The following is a 20534-nucleotide window of genomic DNA, read 5'->3' as shown; positions in this document are numbered from 1 at the left end:
AAATTAGCAAATTTTAAGGAGAGCGTATGAAGATTTTATTTTCCCCAAGCGAGATGAAAAGCGAGCTGGGCGGCGACACGCGCATTTGCGAGCGAAATTTCATCTTTGCAGATCTTTACGAAAAGCGTCTGCAGATGCTGCGCGCTTACGCGGATTTTGTGGATAAAGCAAGCGAGACGGAGCTTCGCAAGCTTTTCGGGCTGAAAAAATGGGATGCGGCTCTGCGCGAAAATATCTTTGAAAAAGGCTGCGCGAAGGCGCTTTTGCGCTACACCGGCACCGCGTATCGCTCCCTAGGCTACGCGTCGCTAAGCCCCGGAGCGCAGGAGTTTGCGGAGCGAAACACGATAATTTTCTCAAATCTTTTCGGCCCCGTGCTGGGCGGCGACGCGCTGCCGAATTACAAGCTCAAACAGGGCGAGAGATTCGGCGGCATAGACGCGGCGAAATTTTATCGCGATAGCTTCTCCGCCGCGCTGGATCGGTATCTGGCAGATGAGTGCGTAGTGGATCTGCGCGCGGGATTTTACGAAAAATTTTATGAGATGAAGCGCGAATATCTGAGTTTTAGTTTCATAAAAGGCGGCAAGGTGCTGAGCCACTACGCCAAGGCCTGGCGCGGCAAGGTGCTACGCGAAATCGCTCTTGCAGGCGCTTGCAGCGAGGCGGAGGTGCTTGCGCTGCGCTTGGGCGGCGCTTCCGTACTCGAAATCAAACAGATCGGGCTAAAAAAGGAGATCGTGCTGAAAATTTCATAAGGCGCAAAGAAATTCCGTCCGGGGAAATTTACGATAAATTTTGCAGATTTAATGCGGATTTTTGCGTAAAATTTAGCCCGGAAAATTCGCTGCGAGTTCAAATCCCGTCCCAATATCCAAAGCAATTCTACTCGGAAAAATTTGCGGGCGGAATTTTATCACGAAGATTTTACGGCGGCGGCTTCTTAGTCTTTTGGCACTCTTTTGGCGGGTCTTAGACGGCCTTAAACGAGCTTTTGGCGGCGAAATTTCGCCGTAAATTTTGCAAAAAATTCGTGCTCTTTGCGCTTGCCCGCTTCGTATAAAATTTTGCGGCGATCTTGCCGTGACTTTGCACCGATTTCGCGGCGATTTTTAGAATACAGAGCGCGGAAATTTCGCTGTAGAAATTTTGTCTAAAATTTTACTTTGCGGAATTTCGCCGCGATAGAATCCTGTCGAAAATTTAATCGCGGCAAAAATACTGCGCCCGCGATCTAAACGTAAATTTTAATCCAAATTTATGCTAAACCGCCGCGGTATAGGCGCAGAATTATGATCTAAAAAATTTATACTTCGAAGCCACAACACAAACAAATGCAGATCGGGCTAACCCCGTATAAAATTTTAAGCCGAAATTATGGCTACGTTCCGTTACAATAAAATTTTGAGCCAAAATTTCACGCTTTAAAATTCCAAAAATCTGCAAACGTAGTAAAATACGCCGTCGCTACAAACTCTAGTAGCCCAGCGCATAAAGTTCTTAGCCGAATTTCTGCAATTAAAATTCTGTGCTCTGAAATTTCACGCTTTAAAATCCCGTAAATTTCCAAATTTCACAAATCCCACACATAAAATTTTAAACCGAAATCCCACTATCAAAATTCTCCCGCCTCAAAATCCCGCAAATCCTCCGCTTTCAAATCCAAAATTCCGCAAATTTAGCAAGCTTTAAATTTTAAAGCTATAAACTTCGCTTCAAATTTTAAGGATCAAAAATGCTAGAACTCCCCTTTGTCGGCGTCGTCGTGGGCTTCATATCGGGCTTTTTCGGTATCGGTGGCGGCACGGTCGTAATGCCCGTGATGATGGCTCTGGGATACGACGTCAAGACCGCCGCGGGCATCTCGGTGATGCAGATGTTCATCGTCTCGCTTTTCGGCTCATATCTGAACTACCGCGCGGGTAAGCTTCGCCTAGATAGCGGCATCGCGGTGGGGCTCGGCGGGCTGTGCGGCGCGAGCATATCGGGCTTCATCGTAAAATACTCACCGGAAATCGTGCTTGAGATCGGTCTTCTGCTGACGCTTGCGATCTCATTTCTTAAACTCTTTAGCACGAACGTAACAAGCGACGGCAACGCCGATCCCCACGGCGCGGTGCTGTTTTTCATCGGCTTTGCTATCGGCGCGATCGCGCTTAGCATGGGCGTGGGCGGCGCGGTATTTCTAACGCCGGTATTGGTCGGATTTTTGGGCGTCGATATCAAAAGAGCGGTCTGTATGGGGCTATTTTTCATCGTTTTCGGCTCATTTAGCGCGCTTTTGAGCCTTTCGTACAACGGTCATGTGGATTACGAACGCGGCGCGCTGCTGGCCGTGGGCGGGCTTTTGGGCGTATATTTTGGTACCTCTCAGGCTCGCCGTGCAAAGCGCGAAACGCAGAAAAAATGGCTGCTCGTCCTTTATGTCGTGCTATTTGCACTGGCACTAAAAAAAGTGCTGCAGTAGCGCCCGCTGTAGTAGCGCTGCAGCGATTGCCGCGCTATAGTTTTGCCTTGCCTCGGTTTTGCTACAAGCGCGGTTTAAGCATTCGCGCTGTTTTGCTACGCCGCCCTTTTATATCTCTTGGTTTTGCTTTGCCGTCCTCTTACACTGCGCGCGTTTGGTTTCCATTTTGCGGCGGCGCGTAAAACGTCGCGTTTCATCGCGCTAGTAAAATTTTAAAACGAAATTTCAAAAAGTGCGAGCAAATTTTAAAAGCGGAATTTTAACTAACCGCGTTAAAATAGCGAAGTTGCACATCTTTCGTCCTATGGAGGTTAGATGGCGAAATAAAATTTACAAATTTTAAAAGGACTTGGATTGACGAACTTGATTTTAGCAGGGCTAGGCGGCTGTGTAGGCGCGATGGCGCGAGTAGGCCTAAGTGGAGCGATCGCGCGCGCAATGGATCGCGCCGGATTTTGGAGTGCGTTTCCGATCGCTACTTTTTGCGTGAATGCGCTGGGAAGCTTGCTGATAGGGTTTTTACTCGCACTAAATTTAACGCAGAGCGTGCGGGTATTTTTTGTCGCAGGCGCGCTGGGCGGCTTTACGACATTTTCTACGTTCAGCTACGATACGCTGCAATTATTGCTGGCGCGAGAATTTGCTATCGGTGTGCTAAACGCGGTCTTAAGCGTATGCGTTTGTATGTTGTTTTGCTATGCTGGGCTGCTCGCGGGTAGAGCGCTTACAGGCTAGCCGTGGAGCACGTGAGCTTTAAATTTAAATCGCCTCTAAGCTTGCGCTTTTAAATCAAAATTTATTGAAAGTGCCTGCGCTACGGAATTTTATCGCGCGCATGTGCTGCAAAATCTGCGAGCGATGGGCACAATCTCACATGCCGTGCAATTTTGCGAAAGGGCGCGCAGCAAGTAGTTTCGCAAAGTGCAATATCAAGCAGGAATTATAAGACGAGTAAATCGTAAGACAAGCGAAAAGTAAAGCGAGCGAGAGGGATTGTAGCTAAATAATGGTGCTCGGCGTCGGGCAGACTGGCAAAATCCAGATAAATTTGAATTTGCGTGCATTCTCTGCACATCTTGTTCGCCGCAGCTTTGTGAAATTTCGCTATCTTGCGCCTAGTTATCGCGACGCCCTAAAAATTTCGCTGTCTTGGCGCGGATAAAATAAACCTAAGCCGAGCGATAAATTTTAAAAGCTCCGCGGGCAAATTTTAAAGCTTGAAGCTTAGAATTTTAAAATTCTCACGTAAATTTTAGAAGCTAAATTAAAGCGCGCCGAAATCACGATCTTATGTGTCAAATCCTGCAGCGCTATCTTAGATTTATCGCAAGCGGCTACGAGCCCTCTTAATTTCGTTTCTGCAGATTTCATTAACCTGCTCGCCTTCGCTATTTCGCAAGATAACCTCGTAGTCCGTGATTTCGCGATCTTTGTTATACTCCTTGATATATCTGAATCTTGATAAAACTATTTTAAAGGATTCCACATCGTCTAAAGTATACTTATCGCCGAGCTTGACGTAGTCAAAATTACTACTAGTAAGCATATGAAAATTATTAAATTTTTGCTTTAAATTTAGCGTATAAATTGCCATATGAGGCGTATCGTTATCGCAGCGATTAAATTCGCTTTCATCGAAGGCAAGCGCGAGGCAAATTTCATCTCCGCAGATTACCTTGATATCCTTGGCGCTGCTGTTTATACGTATGGTCTGCCGCCATCCCTCGCCAGGGATCTCAAAGATATTGCGAGCGAGCTTTTTGGCTATTTCATCTCCGACATAACCTTCAGCTTCAGATTTATAAGCTGGGCCGAGCGCGGAGTAGTTCTGCTTTTGCGGAAAATCCGCAAGAGGAGTTTGAAGCCCTCTTATCGCGTTTAAATTTTCCTCGGCGCCTTGCGGAGCTGCAAAAGATGTGCCTCTCATAGAGTGTAGATTAAAGAAACCGATAAATTTCCTCATGACCTTATACGCCGTTTGAGAAAATATCTTGGCTTCGTTTTCAAAAAGCGAAATATCGTAGATGCCGTAGCTATAATATCCAAGCTCTCTACTCACCCACCTTTCGTCCGGCGAACGATCGATCTCGTCGTATCCATAGTAGCGCTCTGGCATATCTTTTTGTAGCAAAAAGTCGTCGCTATCGCTGCCCCCATACCTAAGCCAGACCCCAAAATCGTCCTTAATGTATAGATAATCAAACTTCGCACCTCCTGCGAATTTTTTCTCGCCTAGCCAAAATACGGGTCTTTTTTCTAGGCTCGGCAGAGCGGCGACCGGGGGCAAATTTTGCAGCTCTTTTTCAAATTTTTCATCGATATAATCGCAAGCGCTAGTGGGCATACTAGGATCGCAACCTTCGGGCGTATCGGATGAAAAAAGCAAATTTAAAATCACAAATATATACAGCACAAAAAGTACGCATGCAACGCTCACGACCAAGGCGGTAATTTTTAAAATTTTTATAAAAGTTTTCATGTCCAAATTTTACCTTGTTGCACCTAAAAAGCATAAAATTTTGCTTTAAATTTGAAATCCTCCGCGTATTATCTGTACGCTTCGCCTATTGCTTCGCTAAGGCTTTTTATAAGTTCGTCCGCGGCTTTCGCTTTGTTGCGCGCGCCACGATTTTTGCCGTTTGAGGCGCCCGCTTCGGCGCCCTTTACGCAGTCTTGTACGAAATACCACCAAAAATACCCGCCCACGTAGTTTTGCACGTAGCGCGGCATCGTATAATACCGCCCCATCATCGCCTGCCTGCTCGCCTGCGTAGCGTCCGACGCCGTGTTTCCGCACTCGCCGATGCCAAGCTTCGAAGCGGGAAAGGCGCTTTGCAGATCGGTAAAAATTTCGCTCCAATCAGGCGCAAAGCCCTCGTTATCGTCCTCGTAGTAGCTTACGAAAAGATAATCCAGCCCCTCTTTCATATCCTGCGGCACGAATTTTTGCAGCCACTCGTGCATCTGCGTTTTCTGCGCTCCGCTCGGCGTATAATACGCCGTAAGCGCCGTTTTAGCGCCCTTTTTGTGGATAAACTCGAATGCCGCGATCATCTTGGCGGCGATGAAATTCGCATCGTCCCCGAGCCAGCCCTCGCCGTTTATTTCGTTGCCGATTTCCCAGATCTGCACGTAGGGTGCGAGTGCAGCGAAGGCATCCGCGAACCTCTTTTCGTAGCTTTTCACATTTTTGTACGAGCTCATCTCGTAGGAGTCCACGGGGCAGGCCATCACGTATGAAACCTCGCTAAGCCGCCTAAAAAGAGGCTCATATTCGCGCGGGCTAATTTCTTTTGACATCACGACGCGCACTGTGGGCTTTGTGGGTAGGGTTTGCAGGGCGCGCACGATACTTTGCAGCTTCGCGCCCGAGGCATCTTGCGCGTCCTCATACCAGCCGTCGTCGATCGTAACGCCCCAGATGAAGTCAGATTTAAAATTTTGTTTTGAAATTTTATGTGGATTTTCGCCGTAAAGTACGCCGCAAAACAGCACCCCGCAAAACAGCGCGAGAAATATGTGTTTGAAATAGACCACGGCTTGCTCCTTGATTTTAAATTTTAAAAATTTAGCTCTTTGCTGGTCTTTTCACAACCGATCAAGCAATCAAAATTTATCTCTTGCCTCTAAGATCATAAGAATAATACGAACGAGAAAAGCCCTCTACGCTGAACATAGCAAAAGCATTAAGTGCAAGAGCCGCTAAGCTGAGCAGTACCGTAGCAGGCAGCGAAAAACGCGCCAAAAATGCATTTGCAATAGCTGCAAGTACAAGCGCAATAAAGCAATATGAAAATATCGCAACTCCGCTAGTATCGGCAAGTTCCTGATAAAATCTATAAAAAAACAGAAACGATGCGATAAATCCCAACGCAAGTAGTATTTGAGCGATGATGCCGCCCGCTAAAAATATAAATAACAATACGCCTATAAATATCGCCGCAAAGGCAATGGCTACGTTGCGCAAAAGGCTGCGGCTTACGGTAAGTTTAGAGATATTATAAATGCTAAAGATAAAAAGCACGAATGCCGCTGCGCTTAGTAATACTCCCAATCCGCCGTAAATCCCTAATAGCAATAGCACTAGTTCGGCTATAGCTTTTAAGGCGCAGGCTGCGATGAAGGTGTATTTGATGAGTGCTACCTCTTTTTCTTGAGGGTTTGAGGGTTGCTGATCTTGAGTGTGTAGATAGTCGTTTAAGTCCATGGTTGCTCCTTGAAATTTAGCAAAAGTATATCTAAAAAACGAATAGGTAAAAATAAATTTCAAAATTTAGCGGCTCGCCAGCGGACATATTGTATAAAGCAGCTGCCGCAAAAAGGCGGGTAAATTTAAGAGTAAATTTTAAAATTTAGAGCGGAATTTCGGCGCTGACGGGGCGGATAAAATTTTTAAGCGGGCTGTAAATTTAAAAAGATGTGAGATAAAATTTCGCGCAGATCTGCAAATTTAAAATCCGCAAATCCGCGCAAACCGCTACAAGCGTGACTCGTAGCGACGTAGCGTGTAAAGACGTTTAAGCATCTTTTTGCGAGCTGAAATTTTTTGCTTTTTGCGGACTTCCGTCATCGGCTCAAAAAATCGTCTCGCACGGACCTCGGTAACGACTAGGTTACGATCGGTCTGTTTCTTAAAGCGTCTGTAAGCTTCGTCAAATGATTCGTTCGGATATACCTTTACTCCAGGCACTTTCCTCACCGCCTTTCAAAAAAATGAACCGTGAGTTTAGCGAAAAATTCCTTAAATTTGCTTTTGAAGCGCTTTTTTATACTTCCACACGCTTTTGTTGTTGCGAGTATCTATCATCGAAAGCTCTAAAAATAGGCTCTCGCTTGCTTGTGCGGTAGAATTTTTAGCTGCAGAATTTAAATTTTTTGATTTTTTAGATTCTGCTTTACCGTCATTTACCACAGCGGGGCTTTGCGGTAAAATTTTACCTACCAAGATGTAATCCGGCGCGTAGATCGAGCCGCTTTCTACGGCGTGATAGCCACGGCTTACGCCATCGTTGCTAAATACGAGTTCATCTTTACTTGGGGCGTCTGTGACGACTGCTTTGCCTGAATGCAGCAGTGAAATTCTAATTTTTTTGCTTAAAAATTCCGCATCCACGCCGCGCGCGTTCGTTCCATCCAGTGGCTCGATGCCGACGACACTAAATCTACCGCCTTTCTTGCCGACAATACGCTTTGAGAGTAGATCAGCGATGCTTTCGCCTGCAATGCGCTCCAGATATGCGTTTGGATATCCTGCGTGATCTATGCCTCCGGTAAGCGCCGAATTATCCGTGCTTTTAGAGCCTTTAAGCGCAGCGCAACCTGCTAAAAAGACACATAGTAAAATAACGAAAAAACTTATTTTAAAATTTTTCATAGCATTTCCAAATTTTATAAAATAAACTCCGCGATTATAGCGAGATTTGGTTAAATTTCGTTTTTTATAAGCAAAATTTGTAACGGATATTCCGCTCGTTCCTTTAATTTTGAGTTAAAGATTCCTTGATATACTTTCTGCCAATTTATTCAGAAAATTCTCGGGGTGCTTATGAAAAAAATCATTAAAAGAGACGGAAGTTTTCAAGAATTTCAATCCTACAAAATAAAAGATGCTATCAAAAAAGCCTACAAAAGCGTTGGTAGCGAGTTTGACGAAAAAGTCTTTAATAATGTAATGAGCGCGATCGTTTTTAAAGAGAAATTAAGCGTCGAAGATATCCAAGATCTTATCGAGAAAAAACTCTTCGAAGCTGGCGATTTCGACGTTTTGAAAAGCTTTATGATCTATCGCCATACGCACAAGATGCAGCGTGAGCACATTTTGGGGCTTGAAGAGGATACGACCTATATCAACTGCACTCAGACGGTCAATGAATACATCAGTAAACAGGATTGGCGAATTTTGGCAAATTCCAATACCAGCTACTCAAACGCAGGTCTTATCAATAACACCGCCGGCAAGGTCATCGCAAACTACTGGCTCGATAAAATTTACTCTCGCGAAGAGGGCGCGGCTCACCGAAACGGCGACTATCATATCCACGATCTGGACTGCCTTACGGCGTATTGCGCGGGCTGGAGCTTGCGCGTGCTTCTAAACGAGGGCTTTAACGGCGTGCGCGGCAGGGTCGAGAGCAAGGCGCCGAAGCATTTCCGCGAAGCTCTGTATCAGATGGCCAATTTCCTTGGAATTTTACAGAGCGAATGGGCGGGCGCACAGGCGTTTAGCAGCTTTGACACCTATCTGGCGCCATACGTTTTCCGCGACAAATTAAGCGACGATGAGGTCAAAAAGGCGATCACGAGCTTCGTGTTTAACCTAAACGTCCCGGCGCGCTGGGGACAGAGCCCATTTACCAACGTCACCATCGATATGACCTGCCCTGATGATCTAAAAACGCAGATCCCTACGCATAACAATGAGCATCTATTTAAAAATTTACGCGACGAGGAGCTTTTGGCAGAGGCTAAAAGGCGCGGTAAGGACTCGCTTGAGGCTTTGACTTACGGCGATTTCGAGCCTGAGATGAACCGCATCGTGATCGCGTTTTACGAGGTTTTAACGACGGGCGATAAGTGTGGCCAGCCCTTTACCTTTCCGATTCCTACGGTAAATTTAACAGAGGAGTTTGACTGGGATACTCCTGTGGCCGACGCCGTATTTGAAAACACCGCCAAGGTAGGCTCGAGCTATTTTCAAAATTTCATCGGCTCGCAATATATCACGAACGAAAAGGGCGAGCGCGTACCCAATCCAAAGGCGTATAAGCCTGGCGCCGTACGCTCGATGTGCTGCCGCTTGCAGCTTGATCTACGCGAGCTTCTTAAGCGCGGCGGAGGACTTTTCGGAAGCGCGGAGATGACGGGAAGTATCGGCGTCGTAACGATAAATTTAGCCCGCCTAGGCTATCTGTATAAAAATAACGAAGAGGCGCTGTATACGAGGCTGGATGAGCTTTTAGAGCTTGCAAAATCGACGCTTGAAAAGAAGCGAAAATTCGTTACTGAGATGTTCGAGCGCGGCTTGTATCCATATACGAAGCGCTATCTACCGGGCTTTAATAACCATTTTAGCACCATCGGTATCAACGGCGCAAACGAGATGATACGAAATTTCAGCGGTAACAAAGAAGATATTACGACGGAATTCGGGCGTAAATTTGCCCTTAAAATGGTTGAGTATCTGCGCGAGAAGATCCGCTCGTTTCAGGAACAGACGGGCAATCTATACAATCTCGAAGCCACGCCTGCCGAGGGTACGACGTATCGCTTCGCCAAAGAGGATAAGAAGCGCTACGCAGATATCATCCAAGCGGGATTTGATAAAAACATATACTACACCAACTCTACGCAGCTTCCGGCAAATTTCGGAAGCGATCCGTTTGAGGCGCTGGCGATGCAAGATGAGCTACAAAGCTCCTATACCGGCGGCACGGTGCTGCATCTGTATATGAAGGAGCGCATCAGCTCGGCTCAGGCGTGTAAGCAGCTCGTAAAAAGCGTAGTGCAAAACTACAAGCTTCCTTATATCACGATCACGCCGATTTTTAGCGTCTGCCATAAGCACGGCTACATCAGCGGCGAGCATGAATACTGCCCGAAATGCGACGAGGAGCTGCTTGCGGAATACAAGGCCAAGCAGAGCAAGGGCGCCTAAATAGCGATTTAAATTTTAATCTTAATGAAAGGATGGAGAATGGAATTTCCAAAAGAGTTAGAAGCAAAACGCACAAAATGCGTCGTTTACACAAGAGTAATGGGCTATTTGCGCCCAGTAGAGAGCTTTAATATCGGAAAGAAGGGCGAACACAAAGAGCGCGTCTTTTTTGAAGAGAAAAAAGACAAAAAACAAATAGCCTAGTCGCCGCTACCGGCCAAATGCAACAAACGCATACGAAGCCGCCGCAAGCCTTAAACCTGCGTAACGCGCAGATTTACGAGATCACGCCGTTTACGATGCTTGATTTTCCTGATCACATCGCCGCGATCGCGTGGTTTTGCGGCTGCAATATGCGCTGCAATTACTGCTACAACCCACAAATCGTTACTTCACGGGGTAAAATTTCAAACGAAGAGTTTCTACGCTTTTTGGATGCGCGCACGGGCAAGCTTCAGGGCATCGTATTTAGCGGCGGCGAATGCACCTGTGCGAGCGATTTTATCCCGCTAGCGCACGAAGTTAAGCAGCGTGGCTTTTTGCTCAAAGTAGACACCAACGGCTCAAATCCGCAAAAGATCGAAGAGGCGCTAAGCCTAGGGCTGATCGATTATATCGCGCTTGATTTTAAGGCGCCGCGGCAGGATTTTGAGCTCATCACGAAGTCAAGCTTATACGATAAATTTCTGCAAACTCTTAGGCTTTTGCTGCGGCAAAATTTTAAATTTGAGGTGCGCACGACCGTGCATGCGGATTTTTTAAACGAAGCAAAGATCGAGCAGATGGCGCAAATTCTATGGGACGAGGGTTATCGCGGCGTCTATTATCTGCAAAGCTTCCTGCCCACCGGCGATAATTTCGGCCATTTAGACGCGCCGCTTGCGAGCTTCGATCCGAGCAAAATCCGTACCGAGCTAAAGATAGAACTTCGAAATTTTGATTAAATTTACGCCGTCGCGCGCGTCTTGCCGCGATGAACGCGATGAAATTTTTTAGCGCATTTATCTAGCGCGCATTGTCCGGTGTATATTGTGCCACGATAAATTTCGCCTTGCGGGAAGCTTTAAAATTTAACCTTGCCGCCACTTGCTATGTTTGAATTTCATTCCGTCTGCGGCGTAAAATTTTATTTTATCAAGCGCTTAAAATTTTATACCGCGCAGATTTAGCTCCCCGTAAAATTTCACGCCGTGCAAGTAGGCCGCTTCAAAACAAAAGGTAAATTTAGCTTGCTTTGGCTAAAATACGCCGAAATTTTTAAAAAGGCAAAAAATGGATAGGAAAAAAATCTACAACCCCTTCTCCGATGAGACCCTTACCGATCGCAAGGTCTTCGGCGGCAATCCGCAGGGAATTTTAAATTTTACCAAGGCGAAATATCAATGGGCGCTGAAGCTTTGGGATTTGATGGAGGCCAACACCTGGTTTCCCAAAGAGGTCGATACCACCGACGACGTGCGCGATTATAACTTCAATCTCACAAGCGCCGAGAAGCGGATGTATGATCTCGTGTGGAGCCAGCTGATATCGATGGATAGCTTTCAGACCAACAATCTCGCCGATAATATCAACCCCTACATCACGGCTCCGGAGATCAACGCCGTGCTCGCGCGCCAAGCCTACGAGGAGGCCAACCACAGCAAATCTTACGCCGTCATGGTCGAGGCGATCTGTGAAAATACCGATCTCATTTACGAGATGGAGAAGCACGACGATATGCTCCGCAGGAAAAACGACTACATCTCAAGCGTCTATGAGGAGCTTGCGGGCGAGGTTAGCGACGATAAGCTGCTGCTGGCGATGGTTGCGAATCAAATTTTAGAGGGGATCTATTTTTATAGCGGCTTTACCTCGATCTATGCGCTAGCGCGTGCGGGCAAGATGCTAGGCAGCGCGCAGATGATCCGCTTCATACAGCGCGACGAGATCACGCACCTGCTACTCTTTCAAAATATGATAAATTCCGTCCGCAAGGAGCGCGCCGATCTGTTTAATAAGCGCAACGTGGATAAAATTTATGAGATGTTCGAGACGGCGGGGAGCTTAGAGATCGATTGGGGCAAATACATCACGGATAATCAAATCATGGGCTTTACGGACGACATCATCGAAGAATACATCCACTACCTGGTCGATCAGCGCCTGCTCGCCATCGGGCTTGAGAAGCGATACGGTGCGAAACATCCGATAAAATGGGTCGATGATTTTTCTAAATTTAACGATCAAAAGAGCAATTTTTTCGAGAGCAAGGTCACGAACTACAGCAAAGGAAGCTTGAGTTTCGATGATTTTTAGCGGATTTTGCGATTTGAAATTTTGCTCTGCCGCATCGCGACACGGATACTTTGCAGATACTTGTCCTGCGCGGTTTGGATACGCGATGAGCGCAAAAGGCGTATTGCCTGCAAAATTTTTAAAATTTAGCCGCGCTACGTATCTAAAAAACGCAGCTTATGCTCTTTTGGCGCGGAGTGAACTTTCGGGAATTTTTAAAAATTTTATCGGCTTGGAATTTAGACGGGGCGAAAGCTTTCGCGGCTTTAAATTTAACGTCTGGTCGGGCGGGAGTGCGTCATGGTCTCGCTAGAGCGGCTTCGCTGCGAAAAGATGGCGAATGATATCGCCGAGCAGGTGAGTTTAAATCCGGCGCTTTTTGAGGCGTTTTGCAGCGTCGCTAGAAGCGAGTTTGCCCCGCTCGGCGCGCACGCTTTCAGCCTTAACGCGCAGCCCATTTTAGCCAGCCAGTGGATCAGCTCGCCGCTGACGGTCGCGCGCATGACGATGGCGCTAAGCGTGGATCCGAAGGTCGAGAAAATTTTAGAGATCGGCTGCGGCAGCGGCTATCAAGCGGCGATTTTAAGCAGGATCGTGCGTCGCGTCTTTGCCGTCGAGCGCGTCGAGCGGCTGGTGGGCGAGGCGAAAAGGCACTTTGCAAATCTTGGGATTTCAAACATCAGCCTGCGCCACGACGACGGCAACGCCGGGTGGAAAAATTTCGCCCCTTTCGATAGGATCTTGCTCTCTGCGTGCGCCGAGCGGATCGACGAGCGGCTGTTTGCGCAGCTGGCAATAGGCGGAATTTTGGTCGCTCCGATGAATAGAGGCGGCTCGCAAAAGATCGTTAGATTTAATAAAATTTCGCCAAGCGAGATCAAAGAAGAGGAGCTTGGCGCCTGCGAGTTCGTCCCGCTGGTGCAGGGTCGCGGATAGATCTAGCGCGCAGTAAATTTTAAAATTTCCTACCGCCTCCTAGCGCGCAAATTTAATAAAATTTGCTTTCGCGCTCCGCCGCGAAATCAGAGTTTTATTAATTATTTATTTAAATTCAAGTACAATACACAATTTTAATCTTACAAGGATGAGTCATGCAAGATTTTAGCAAGGAAAAGATAGAGTCGCTGGTCGTCAGCTGGAAAAATCACAACAAAAACCAATTCTGGCTTAAAAAACAAACCGCGATCTCAAAGTATTTAGGCGAGATAAAGCGCTGCCTCGCAAGCTTTGATGAGACCGAGAACGAGTTTTTGCAAACTTTATATATAAATCTCAGCGACGGCAATCTTAGAAGCTGCAAAATTTTATCTTTGGGCGAGAAGTTCGCGCACGCCGAGTATTTCTTTATGGATCAGTATTTTGATTCCAATATCAGCGCGTTTTATTACGATTTCGCTTTTAAAGACCGCATCGTTGGCAAAAAGGAGCTGTTTCCTAAAAATGCCGTAAAAAGCGTAGATAGCGTGCTTAGCGGCGAGGATAAAAACATCGTATCGCTTTATGTTTTTATCGAAAACATCGTCAAAAATTTCAATAGCTATTCGCAGGAGCGCACCGCGCGCGATATTTTCAAACAAAAGCTAGTCAATTTCTACGACGAGCTTTACAGACTTCTTACGGCGGTGGATAGCGCTTTGGCGATTGATTTTTTCGACGTCGCGCTACATAATCAGCCCTTCGTACTGATGGAATTTTTAAAATCCGCGATAAATGCCGATAATTTCTATCTGATTGACAGCTACTTAAGCGACGACGGGATGCTAAATTTAGGACTCACGGATGGCGGCGATTTCGCGCAAATTTCGCGCGAGAAGCTCTATCTGCTAGCCAGCATATTTGCGCAGTGCAACGACGAGTTTCCGACGCTCGTTTATCGCGATGAAACCGCACAAATTTTATCCTTGCTTTACGACGAAAAGGTTGAAATTTTTGAAGAATTTTACGAAGTAAGCTCGCGATTTATCGCGGAATTTACCCCGTATCCGCAGGATGTCGTGGGTGCGGCCAGAATCGTGTATTCGTCGCTGTTTTTCGAATACGTCAAAAACTACAAGAGCGAAGAGGTCGCGAAAAATACTATATTTTACGGCGCGATCGGTACCGGCAAAACCCGCAGATTGCGATCTTTGATCACCGAAAAGAAGCTTGAGGCGAAAAATTTCCGCTACGTTTGCCTGCACGAAGGCTTTGAATATCGCGATTTCATCGACGGATTTTACGGCGAAAGCTTCATCGACGGCGAGTTTAAGGCGCTGTGCAAAGAGGCGCTAAACGATCCGAAGGGCGAGTATTATTTTTTGATCGACAATGCAAGTGCTTCGAGCTTGGATAAAATTTTTGGCGAGGCGGCGGTACTTTTGGATCGTCGCTACGACGAGGAAGACGAGCTTTCGCTGATCCGTACGAAAAACTCCCACGTAATCGACGGCTTTGAAGAGGGCGAGAAAGCGCGCGCCAGCGTCGTTTTAAAGGACGGCCGCTCATATTTCGCAGTGCCTAAAAATTTATACGTCCTATGCACTCTAAGTGAGCACAAATGTGTTTCGCCCTCGATTGCAAAGGCGTTTAGATGGATCAGATGCGAGTGCGATTACGGCGCGCTTGAGGATTATTTAAGAGATCGCGAGATCGTAAATGCAAGCGCGGTCGTTGTGGTTTGCAAGGCGCTGAATAAATTTATCGCCGATGAGGCAAAGGCCCTCAGCGCGATCGGACACGGCGTATTTATGGGGCTTGCGCGCTATCAAAGTGGCGCGCAGATCATGCAAGAGGGGCTAAACGGCTTTTTCGCCGAGGTGCTTGAGCCGATCTTTAGGTGCGCGGCAAGCGGCGAAGATACCGCTGCAAGCCTTAGCGAGCGTATCGCTGAAGCCAAGAGCGTGTTTAAATTTTAGTCGCCGCTTACTGTAGATGGCTATTTGCGATGAAATTTTAAAATTTTATTGCACTGCGTTTCGTGTGTGCTTGCAGATACCGCGCGCGAATTTGGGTTTAAATTTTATTTATGCTGCGCGGGATTACAAGACGATTATAGCGCCATTTTATTTGCTGTGCAGCACATCGACTGGATTGATTAAATTTGCTATAAATTTTAGACTTGAAATTTTAGTTCTCGCTTGCCATGCTTATAGGAGCGCAGGCACGGAGTTGGATTGAAATTTTGAGCTTTAAATTTAGCCTCAGCCGCTAAATTTACACAAAATCTTTATTTTGAAATTCTGCAGTATCTCTACGCGGAATTTTGTTTGTCGGCGCAATCGCCGTTTTGATTAAATTTGATTGAATTGAAGTGGACCTATAAATTTAAGCGGCGCGTGCTTTTAAATTTAGCCCAAAAGCCCTGCGCCTTTTATCCTCTGCGAGCGATCCGCCGCGTAGAACCTCTTCCCGCCTACTACTTTGCCGCCCTCGATTTTGCCGCCCTTTACGTCGTATTTCCAGATCGGCGCGGCCGCCTTGAAATCCTCCACAAACTCATTTATGAGCGCCAAAGCGACCTTGCGCTGCGGGCTTACGACGCCTGCGACGTAGGAGCTTTCGTGGATCGGCACACCCCCGTTTGCATGTGCAAAAAGCACGAATGCGCCCTGTGCTGCGGCCTTTTTCTGCCACGCTTCAAACCACGTCCGCAAAATCGGCTCGTATATATCGAAGCTCAGCGCGCAGATGCCGCCCTCTTCGCGCACGATGCCCACGAAGGTGATAAACGCGCCGTAATTTGCGTCCTTAAATTTAGCGTACCAGCGCGATAAAATCGCGTTCACGTCCAAGCTGCCCTCATAAATTTCAGGCTCGATCCCGCTTAAAATTTCTGGATTAAATTTAGCTTCGCTCATCGCCGTCTCCTAAGCTTAGCCGCCGCAAACGGGAGGCAGAAGACTTACGCGATCGCCAGATTTGAGCGCGAAATTCGCATCATAAACCATCTTATCATTTACCGCTACGGCGCAGTTTGAGAGCCACTCTCGCAGACTTTCGTCCTTTTGCAACTCCGCTTTTACCTCTTGCAAGGAGTTTGCGTTTAGGCGTAGCGGCTCGCGCCCGATCGGCCCTAAAAATTCTACCTCTACCATTTTTATCCTTATTTTAAAGATTGGGCGATTTTAACCAAAAATTCATAAAATTTTATATAATTGCGTAAAAATTTAATGAGGAAAAACGATGAAAATCGATGAAATTTCGACTCCCGCTTACGTGTGCGAAGAGCAAAAACTGGTAAAAAATTTAGAAATTTTACGCAGCGTAGGCGAGCGAAGCGGCGCAAAAATTCTATGCGCGCTAAAAGGCTTTGCGTTTAGCTTCGCGATGCCTTACGTTGACAAGTACCTCTGGGGTGCTACTTGCAGCGGCCTGCACGAGGCGAAATTTGCCGCGGAATTTATCAAAAACGGCGAGATTCACACATACTCGCCAGCATTCAAAGAGGATGATTTGGATGAAATTTTAAAAATTTCAAATCACGTCGTATTCAATAGCGCCGCGCAGTGGCAAAAATATCGCGCAAAAGCGCTCGCTGCGGGAGCGTCGTGCGGCTTGCGGCTAAATCCGCAGACCTCCTTCGCGCCCAAAGACGCTTACAATCCGTGCGGTAGCTTTAGCAGGCTCGGGATGAGCCTTGAAGCGCTGCAGCGGGCGATCTTGCAAGACGGCGAGTTTTTGCGCGGCATCTCGGGGCTGCATTTTCACGCGCTGTGCGAAGAAAGTGCTCAGAGCCTAGAGCGGGTGCTCGAGGTTTTCGAGGCGAAATTTAGCAAGTATTTCGGAGGGCTAAAGTGGCTAAATTTCGGCGGCGGTCATCATATCACGCGCGCAGGCTACGACGTGGAGCTGCTGATAGATCTGATTAAAAAATTTCGCGAAAAATACGAAGTCGAAATTTATCTTGAGCCGGGCGAGGCGGTGGGCTGGGAGTGCGGATATTTGGTCGCTAGCGTCCTTGACATAGTAGAAAACGACGCTAAAATCGCTATTTTAGATGCTTCCGCTGAAGCTCATATGCCCGATACCGTGCTGATGCCGTATCGTCCTGCGGTGCGCGGCGAGAGCGAGAGCGGTAAATTTAGCTATCGCTTCGGCGGAAACACCTGCCTTGCAGGCGACGTCGTGGGACTTGAGAGCGGGCAGCCCGAGTATAAATTTGACACGCCGCTAAACATCGGCGATCGGGTGATTTTCGAGGATCAGATTCACTACACGATCGTGAAAAACACGACCTTTAACGGCATTAAGCTGCCCGATCTTGTTCTGGTAGACGAGCGCGGAGAGGTTTTAATGATCAAAAAATTCGGCTACGACGAGTATGCGAGGCGAAACTAGCGCCGCACTTAATGCAAAAATGTAATTTTGCTTTGTAAGAAATTTTTTTGCAAAAAATGATATAATCGGCTTGAATTTTATATCTAAGGAAATCCATGAAAAGATTGTTTCTCGCGCTTTTCGCCTGTATTTATGCGCAGGCCGAGGAGAAAAAATATGCCGATATCGTGCAGGGAAATAGCGATGTTTGGGGCAATGCAAGGCTTGAAAACATCGATAGCTACGGCAACGGCTTCGGTCCGATTTTTCTGCAATTTCAAGGACATCTGCAAAGCTCGGGCTTTTTTGCGTGGCTGGCGCTGGGTGCGGTTTTGGGCGTAATCATAGCTTTTATTGGGCACTACGCGATCATAGGGCCGAAGCACTTCGATCATCACGCGGGCAAGCCGATCTATGCATTTAATAAATTTGAGCGACTATACCATCTTGTAGCGGCCGTGGCATGGGCGATCTTGGTTCCGACAGGCTTAATTATGATGTTTGGCGAAGAATTCGGCGGCGGCGCTTTCGTGAGATTTTGTAAAAACGCTCACGGACTGGCTACGATAGCGTTTGCGATTGCCGTTGTGCCTATGCTAGTGACATGGTTTTGGCGCATGCTGCCGCGAGCTTACGATATCAAATGGATGATGATCGTGGGCGGATATTTAAGTAAAAAGAAGCGCGCGATCCCTGCGAGTAAATTTAACGCAGGCCAAAAGGCGTGGTTTTGGGTCGCGACTTTAGGCGGTATAGTGATGATAGCGACGGGTGCGTCAATGTTTTTCCTAGACTACGATATTCCCGCAATGAGAAGTGCGCTAGGTATGAGTCAGATTGAAATTTTAAGAGCAAGCGCGATTATTCATAATTTTTTGGGTGCGGTCTGCGCGGTATTTTTGCTTGTGCATATCTATATGGCGGTCTTTGCGATCAGCGGAGCCATCCACTCGATGATCGACGGATACAAGCCGGAGGAGGAAGTTTACGTACTTCACCACTACTGGTATCGCGAGCTGCTCGATAAAGGGCAGATCGCTAAATCGCAATTTGAAGCGAAGTACCCGCGCTTATAACTTGGATAAATTTTATGCGGACCCGCTTGCGCGCGGCTCGCATTAGCTTTGAGGTTCAAAGAATTTTATTTTTAAGGATTACATATGCAACTAGATTGTCGCAATTTAAATTGCCCGGAACCGCTTTTGCGCACCAAAAAAGCTCTCGGCGAGCTAAAAATCGGAGAGAGTTTAGAAATTTTAGTAAACGACGTAGCGCCTCGTGAAAACATAAAACGCTTTTTGGCTAAAAACGGCTTTGAGGCGCAAATTTCACAAGCGGGCGCCGACACGCTTATAAAAACCGTAAAAACAGACGAGCTGAAAGATGAAAGTATCGACGATATTTATTGTAACGTCGCGGCGCCGAAAAGAGGCAAGGTGATATTCCTAAACGAGGAGCAGTGCGGAAGCGGCCCGATTGGAAAGAGCTTGCTTGCTAAATTTTTAGGCGCGGCGCTAAGCCTAGACGAAAAGCCCGTAAAGGTTGTCTGCGTAAACAACGCCGTGCTTATAACCACGAACCGCGGCCACGAATGCTTCGAGGCGATCAAAAAGCTAAACGAAGCGGGGGCTGAAATTTTAAGCTGCGGAAGCTGTCTGGAGGGCTACAAACTGGTCGATAAGCTCGCAATCGGCGAGATTTCAAACGCATACGAAATCATGGACGTCCTATCAAAATACGAAGTAATCAAACTATGATCTACAGAGATTTTAACCTAACGAAATTTATTGCAGCCGCCGGTTGAGCTGCCAAGCTTGACCCGGCGGGTCTAACCGAAAATCTTGGAAATTTAATCGAGCCCAATGCAAGCCTGCTTTCGTCAATCTGCAGCAACGAAGATGCGAGCGTATTTCGTATAAGCGACGATCTTGCGCTCGTGCAGACACTCGATTTTATTACTCCTTTAGTGGACGATCCGTTTATTTTCGGACAGATCGCGGCGGCAAACTCCCTAAGCGACGTATTTGCAATGGGCGGCGAAGTGATAAACGCCTTAAACATCGTGGGTTTTGACGATTGCCATTTCTCAAACGAAATTCTGCGCGAAATTCTGCGTGGCGGCAAAGATAAGATCAAAGAGTGCGGAGGGGTCTTGGTAGGCGGTCACACCATCTCTACTTCCGAAATTTATTATGGACTTAGCGTTACGGGGCGGGTGAATCCGCGTAAATTTTGGAGCAATAACACTGCGCGCGAAGGCGATCTGCTGATCCTAACAAAACCCCTCGGTACGGGCATTATCGCTACGGCTATAAAGGCGAAATTTCTTAAATTTGAAGAATTTCGTGACGCGATAGAGAGCATGATTTTGCTAAATTTTTATGCCGTGGGCGCGCTAGCGGGTTTAAAAATACATGCCGCAACCGACGTGACGGGCTTTGGGCTGCTTGGACACGCGCTTGAGATGATAAATGAGAAGGTAAGTTTTAAAATTTATCCTAGTAAAATTCCGCTTTTAAAAAGCGCCCTCAGATGCCTTGATGAAGGGCTAATCCCTGCCGGAAGCTATAAAAATTTAAAATTTATCGCACCTGGTGTCGATTCCGAACCGGACATAACGCTTTGCGACGCGCAAACCAGCGGCGGACTTCTGCTCGCCGTAGCGGAAAAGGACGCAGCGCGAGCGCTTGCGAATTTAAAAAACGCAGGCTACGCTAGCAGCGCTATCATCGGCGAAGTAATGGCACGTGCCGAGCATAAAATTTATTTAGTTTAAAATTTCTAATGCCTATTCAGCCCCCTTTAAGCATCGCTCTTGTATAATCACAATTCTGTTTCGCACCG

The 20534-nt window shown here is 47.0% G+C and carries 19 protein-coding genes and 1 pseudogene; 13 read left to right on the top strand and 7 right to left on the bottom strand.

Features of this window, described 5'->3' with window-relative positions:
- Positions 1 to 26: 26 nt before the first annotated feature.
- From yaaA to Q0144_RS04485, 3 genes are all read left to right on the top strand, one after another.
- Positions 27 to 758 carry a peroxide stress protein YaaA gene (yaaA, locus tag Q0144_RS04495; RefSeq protein WP_298062072.1) on the top strand — a complete coding sequence of 244 codons (732 nt, stop codon included), beginning with the start codon at positions 27 to 29 and terminating at the stop codon, positions 756 to 758.
- 977 nt (positions 759 to 1735) lie between these two features.
- Positions 1736 to 2467: a sulfite exporter TauE/SafE family protein gene (locus Q0144_RS04490; protein ID WP_298062071.1), complete on the top strand. Its 732-nt coding sequence runs from the start codon at positions 1736 to 1738 to the stop codon at positions 2465 to 2467.
- 354 nt (positions 2468 to 2821) lie between these two features.
- A complete protein-coding gene (locus Q0144_RS04485) occupies positions 2822 to 3202 on the top strand; it encodes a CrcB family protein (RefSeq protein ID WP_298062069.1) in 381 nt (126 codons plus the stop codon).
- Positions 3203 to 3788: 586 nt separating this feature from the next.
- Here the strand turns inward: Q0144_RS04485 and Q0144_RS04480 are convergent.
- From Q0144_RS04480 to Q0144_RS04460, 5 genes are all read right to left on the bottom strand, one after another.
- A complete protein-coding gene (locus tag Q0144_RS04480) occupies positions 3789 to 4946 on the bottom strand; it encodes a hypothetical protein (RefSeq protein ID WP_298062067.1) in 1158 nt (385 codons plus the stop codon).
- Positions 4947 to 5014: 68 nt separating this feature from the next.
- On the bottom strand, positions 5015 to 6004 hold the full coding sequence (locus Q0144_RS04475) for a hypothetical protein (RefSeq protein WP_298062065.1): 990 nt from the start codon (positions 6002 to 6004) through the stop codon (positions 5015 to 5017).
- A 76-nt stretch (positions 6005 to 6080) separates the two neighbouring features.
- Entirely contained in the window at positions 6081 to 6674 is a 594-nt protein-coding gene (locus Q0144_RS04470) for a hypothetical protein (RefSeq protein ID WP_298062063.1), read from the bottom strand.
- A 270-nt stretch (positions 6675 to 6944) separates the two neighbouring features.
- A complete protein-coding gene (rpsU, locus tag Q0144_RS04465) occupies positions 6945 to 7157 on the bottom strand; it encodes a 30S ribosomal protein S21 (protein ID WP_005869392.1) in 213 nt (70 codons plus the stop codon).
- A 51-nt stretch (positions 7158 to 7208) separates the two neighbouring features.
- Complete coding sequence (locus Q0144_RS04460) at positions 7209 to 7841, bottom strand: hypothetical protein (protein WP_297943987.1); 633 nt, start codon at positions 7839 to 7841, stop codon at positions 7209 to 7211.
- A gap of 171 nt (positions 7842 to 8012) precedes the next feature.
- Here Q0144_RS04460 and Q0144_RS04455 point away from each other — a divergent pair.
- The 6 genes and pseudogenes from Q0144_RS04455 to Q0144_RS04430 all read left to right on the top strand — a co-directional run bounded on the left by Q0144_RS04455 (position 8013) and on the right by Q0144_RS04430 (position 15289).
- A pseudogene (locus Q0144_RS04455) lies at positions 8013 to 10325 on the top strand (ribonucleoside triphosphate reductase).
- Between the two features lie 17 nt (positions 10326 to 10342).
- Entirely contained in the window at positions 10343 to 11065 is a 723-nt protein-coding gene (locus Q0144_RS04450; protein ID WP_298062061.1) for an anaerobic ribonucleoside-triphosphate reductase activating protein, read from the top strand.
- A gap of 328 nt (positions 11066 to 11393) precedes the next feature.
- Positions 11394 to 12416, top strand: a complete 1023-nt coding sequence (locus Q0144_RS04445; RefSeq protein WP_297989426.1) for a ribonucleotide-diphosphate reductase subunit beta — start codon at positions 11394 to 11396, stop codon at positions 12414 to 12416.
- Positions 12406 to 12708, top strand: coding sequence for a hypothetical protein (locus tag Q0144_RS04440; RefSeq protein ID WP_298062059.1), 303 nt, complete (start codon positions 12406 to 12408; stop codon positions 12706 to 12708). The genes Q0144_RS04445 and Q0144_RS04440 overlap by 11 nt, the downstream gene beginning before the upstream one ends.
- Positions 12696 to 13331 (top strand): protein-L-isoaspartate(D-aspartate) O-methyltransferase, encoded by a 636-nt coding sequence (locus Q0144_RS04435; RefSeq protein ID WP_298062057.1) that lies wholly within the window; start codon positions 12696 to 12698, stop codon positions 13329 to 13331. The genes Q0144_RS04440 and Q0144_RS04435 overlap by 13 nt, the downstream gene beginning before the upstream one ends.
- Positions 13332 to 13486: 155 nt before the next feature.
- Positions 13487 to 15289 carry a hypothetical protein gene (locus Q0144_RS04430; RefSeq protein ID WP_298062054.1) on the top strand — a complete coding sequence of 601 codons (1803 nt, stop codon included), beginning with the start codon at positions 13487 to 13489 and terminating at the stop codon, positions 15287 to 15289.
- Positions 15290 to 15721: 432 nt separating this feature from the next.
- On the opposite strand, the gene Q0144_RS04425 is transcribed toward Q0144_RS04430, so the two are convergent.
- Positions 15722 to 16231, bottom strand: coding sequence for a molybdenum cofactor biosynthesis protein MoaE (locus Q0144_RS04425; protein ID WP_298062051.1), 510 nt, complete (start codon positions 16229 to 16231; stop codon positions 15722 to 15724).
- Positions 16232 to 16246: 15 nt separating this feature from the next.
- Positions 16247 to 16468, bottom strand: coding sequence for a MoaD/ThiS family protein (locus Q0144_RS04420; protein ID WP_298062049.1), 222 nt, complete (start codon positions 16466 to 16468; stop codon positions 16247 to 16249).
- An 88-nt stretch (positions 16469 to 16556) separates the two neighbouring features.
- Between Q0144_RS04420 and nspC the strand changes: the two genes are divergently transcribed.
- The 4 genes from nspC to selD all read left to right on the top strand — a co-directional run bounded on the left by nspC (position 16557) and on the right by selD (position 20466).
- Positions 16557 to 17711 (top strand): carboxynorspermidine decarboxylase, encoded by a 1155-nt coding sequence (nspC, locus tag Q0144_RS04415; protein ID WP_298062047.1) that lies wholly within the window; start codon positions 16557 to 16559, stop codon positions 17709 to 17711.
- Between the two features lie 95 nt (positions 17712 to 17806).
- Positions 17807 to 18766 (top strand): formate dehydrogenase subunit gamma, encoded by a 960-nt coding sequence (locus tag Q0144_RS04410; RefSeq protein ID WP_298062045.1) that lies wholly within the window; start codon positions 17807 to 17809, stop codon positions 18764 to 18766.
- Between the two features lie 84 nt (positions 18767 to 18850).
- Complete coding sequence (gene yedF / locus Q0144_RS04405; RefSeq protein WP_298062043.1) at positions 18851 to 19447, top strand: sulfurtransferase-like selenium metabolism protein YedF; 597 nt, start codon at positions 18851 to 18853, stop codon at positions 19445 to 19447.
- Positions 19447 to 20466 (top strand): selenide, water dikinase SelD, encoded by a 1020-nt coding sequence (selD, locus tag Q0144_RS04400; RefSeq protein ID WP_298062084.1) that lies wholly within the window; start codon positions 19447 to 19449, stop codon positions 20464 to 20466. The genes yedF and selD overlap by 1 nt, the downstream gene beginning before the upstream one ends.
- Positions 20467 to 20534 lie beyond the last annotated feature (68 nt).

It is taken from the genome of uncultured Campylobacter sp. (assembly GCF_938045345.1).
Taxonomy (GTDB): domain Bacteria; phylum Campylobacterota; class Campylobacteria; order Campylobacterales; family Campylobacteraceae; genus Campylobacter_B.
Note: the sequence above shows the minus strand (reverse complement) of the source record. Positions and strands in the feature narration are given on the sequence as shown.

What these genes read in the sequence shown, in the direction of transcription:
- yaaA (WP_298062072.1), top strand. Translation starts at nt 27, where the DNA reads ATGAAGATTTTATTTTCCCCAAGCGAGATGAAAAGCGAGCTGGGCGGC.
- Q0144_RS04490 (WP_298062071.1), top strand. Translation starts at nt 1,736, where the DNA reads ATGCTAGAACTCCCCTTTGTCGGCGTCGTCGTGGGCTTCATATCGGGC.
- Q0144_RS04480 (WP_298062067.1), bottom strand. Translation starts at nt 4,946, where the DNA reads ATGAAAACTTTTATAAAAATTTTAAAAATTACCGCCTTGGTCGTGAGC.
- Q0144_RS04470 (WP_298062063.1), bottom strand. Translation starts at nt 6,674, where the DNA reads ATGGACTTAAACGACTATCTACACACTCAAGATCAGCAACCCTCAAAC.
- Q0144_RS04460 (WP_297943987.1), bottom strand. Translation starts at nt 7,841, where the DNA reads ATGAAAAATTTTAAAATAAGTTTTTTCGTTATTTTACTATGTGTCTTT.
- Q0144_RS04450 (WP_298062061.1), top strand. Translation starts at nt 10,343, where the DNA reads ATGCAACAAACGCATACGAAGCCGCCGCAAGCCTTAAACCTGCGTAAC.
- Q0144_RS04445 (WP_297989426.1), top strand. Translation starts at nt 11,394, where the DNA reads ATGGATAGGAAAAAAATCTACAACCCCTTCTCCGATGAGACCCTTACC.
- Q0144_RS04440 (WP_298062059.1), top strand. Translation starts at nt 12,406, where the DNA reads ATGATTTTTAGCGGATTTTGCGATTTGAAATTTTGCTCTGCCGCATCG.
- Q0144_RS04435 (WP_298062057.1), top strand. Translation starts at nt 12,696, where the DNA reads ATGGTCTCGCTAGAGCGGCTTCGCTGCGAAAAGATGGCGAATGATATC.
- Q0144_RS04430 (WP_298062054.1), top strand. Translation starts at nt 13,487, where the DNA reads ATGCAAGATTTTAGCAAGGAAAAGATAGAGTCGCTGGTCGTCAGCTGG.
- Q0144_RS04425 (WP_298062051.1), bottom strand. Translation starts at nt 16,231, where the DNA reads ATGAGCGAAGCTAAATTTAATCCAGAAATTTTAAGCGGGATCGAGCCT.
- Q0144_RS04420 (WP_298062049.1), bottom strand. Translation starts at nt 16,468, where the DNA reads ATGGTAGAGGTAGAATTTTTAGGGCCGATCGGGCGCGAGCCGCTACGC.
- nspC (WP_298062047.1), top strand. Translation starts at nt 16,557, where the DNA reads ATGAAAATCGATGAAATTTCGACTCCCGCTTACGTGTGCGAAGAGCAA.
- Q0144_RS04410 (WP_298062045.1), top strand. Translation starts at nt 17,807, where the DNA reads ATGAAAAGATTGTTTCTCGCGCTTTTCGCCTGTATTTATGCGCAGGCC.
- yedF (WP_298062043.1), top strand. Translation starts at nt 18,851, where the DNA reads ATGCAACTAGATTGTCGCAATTTAAATTGCCCGGAACCGCTTTTGCGC.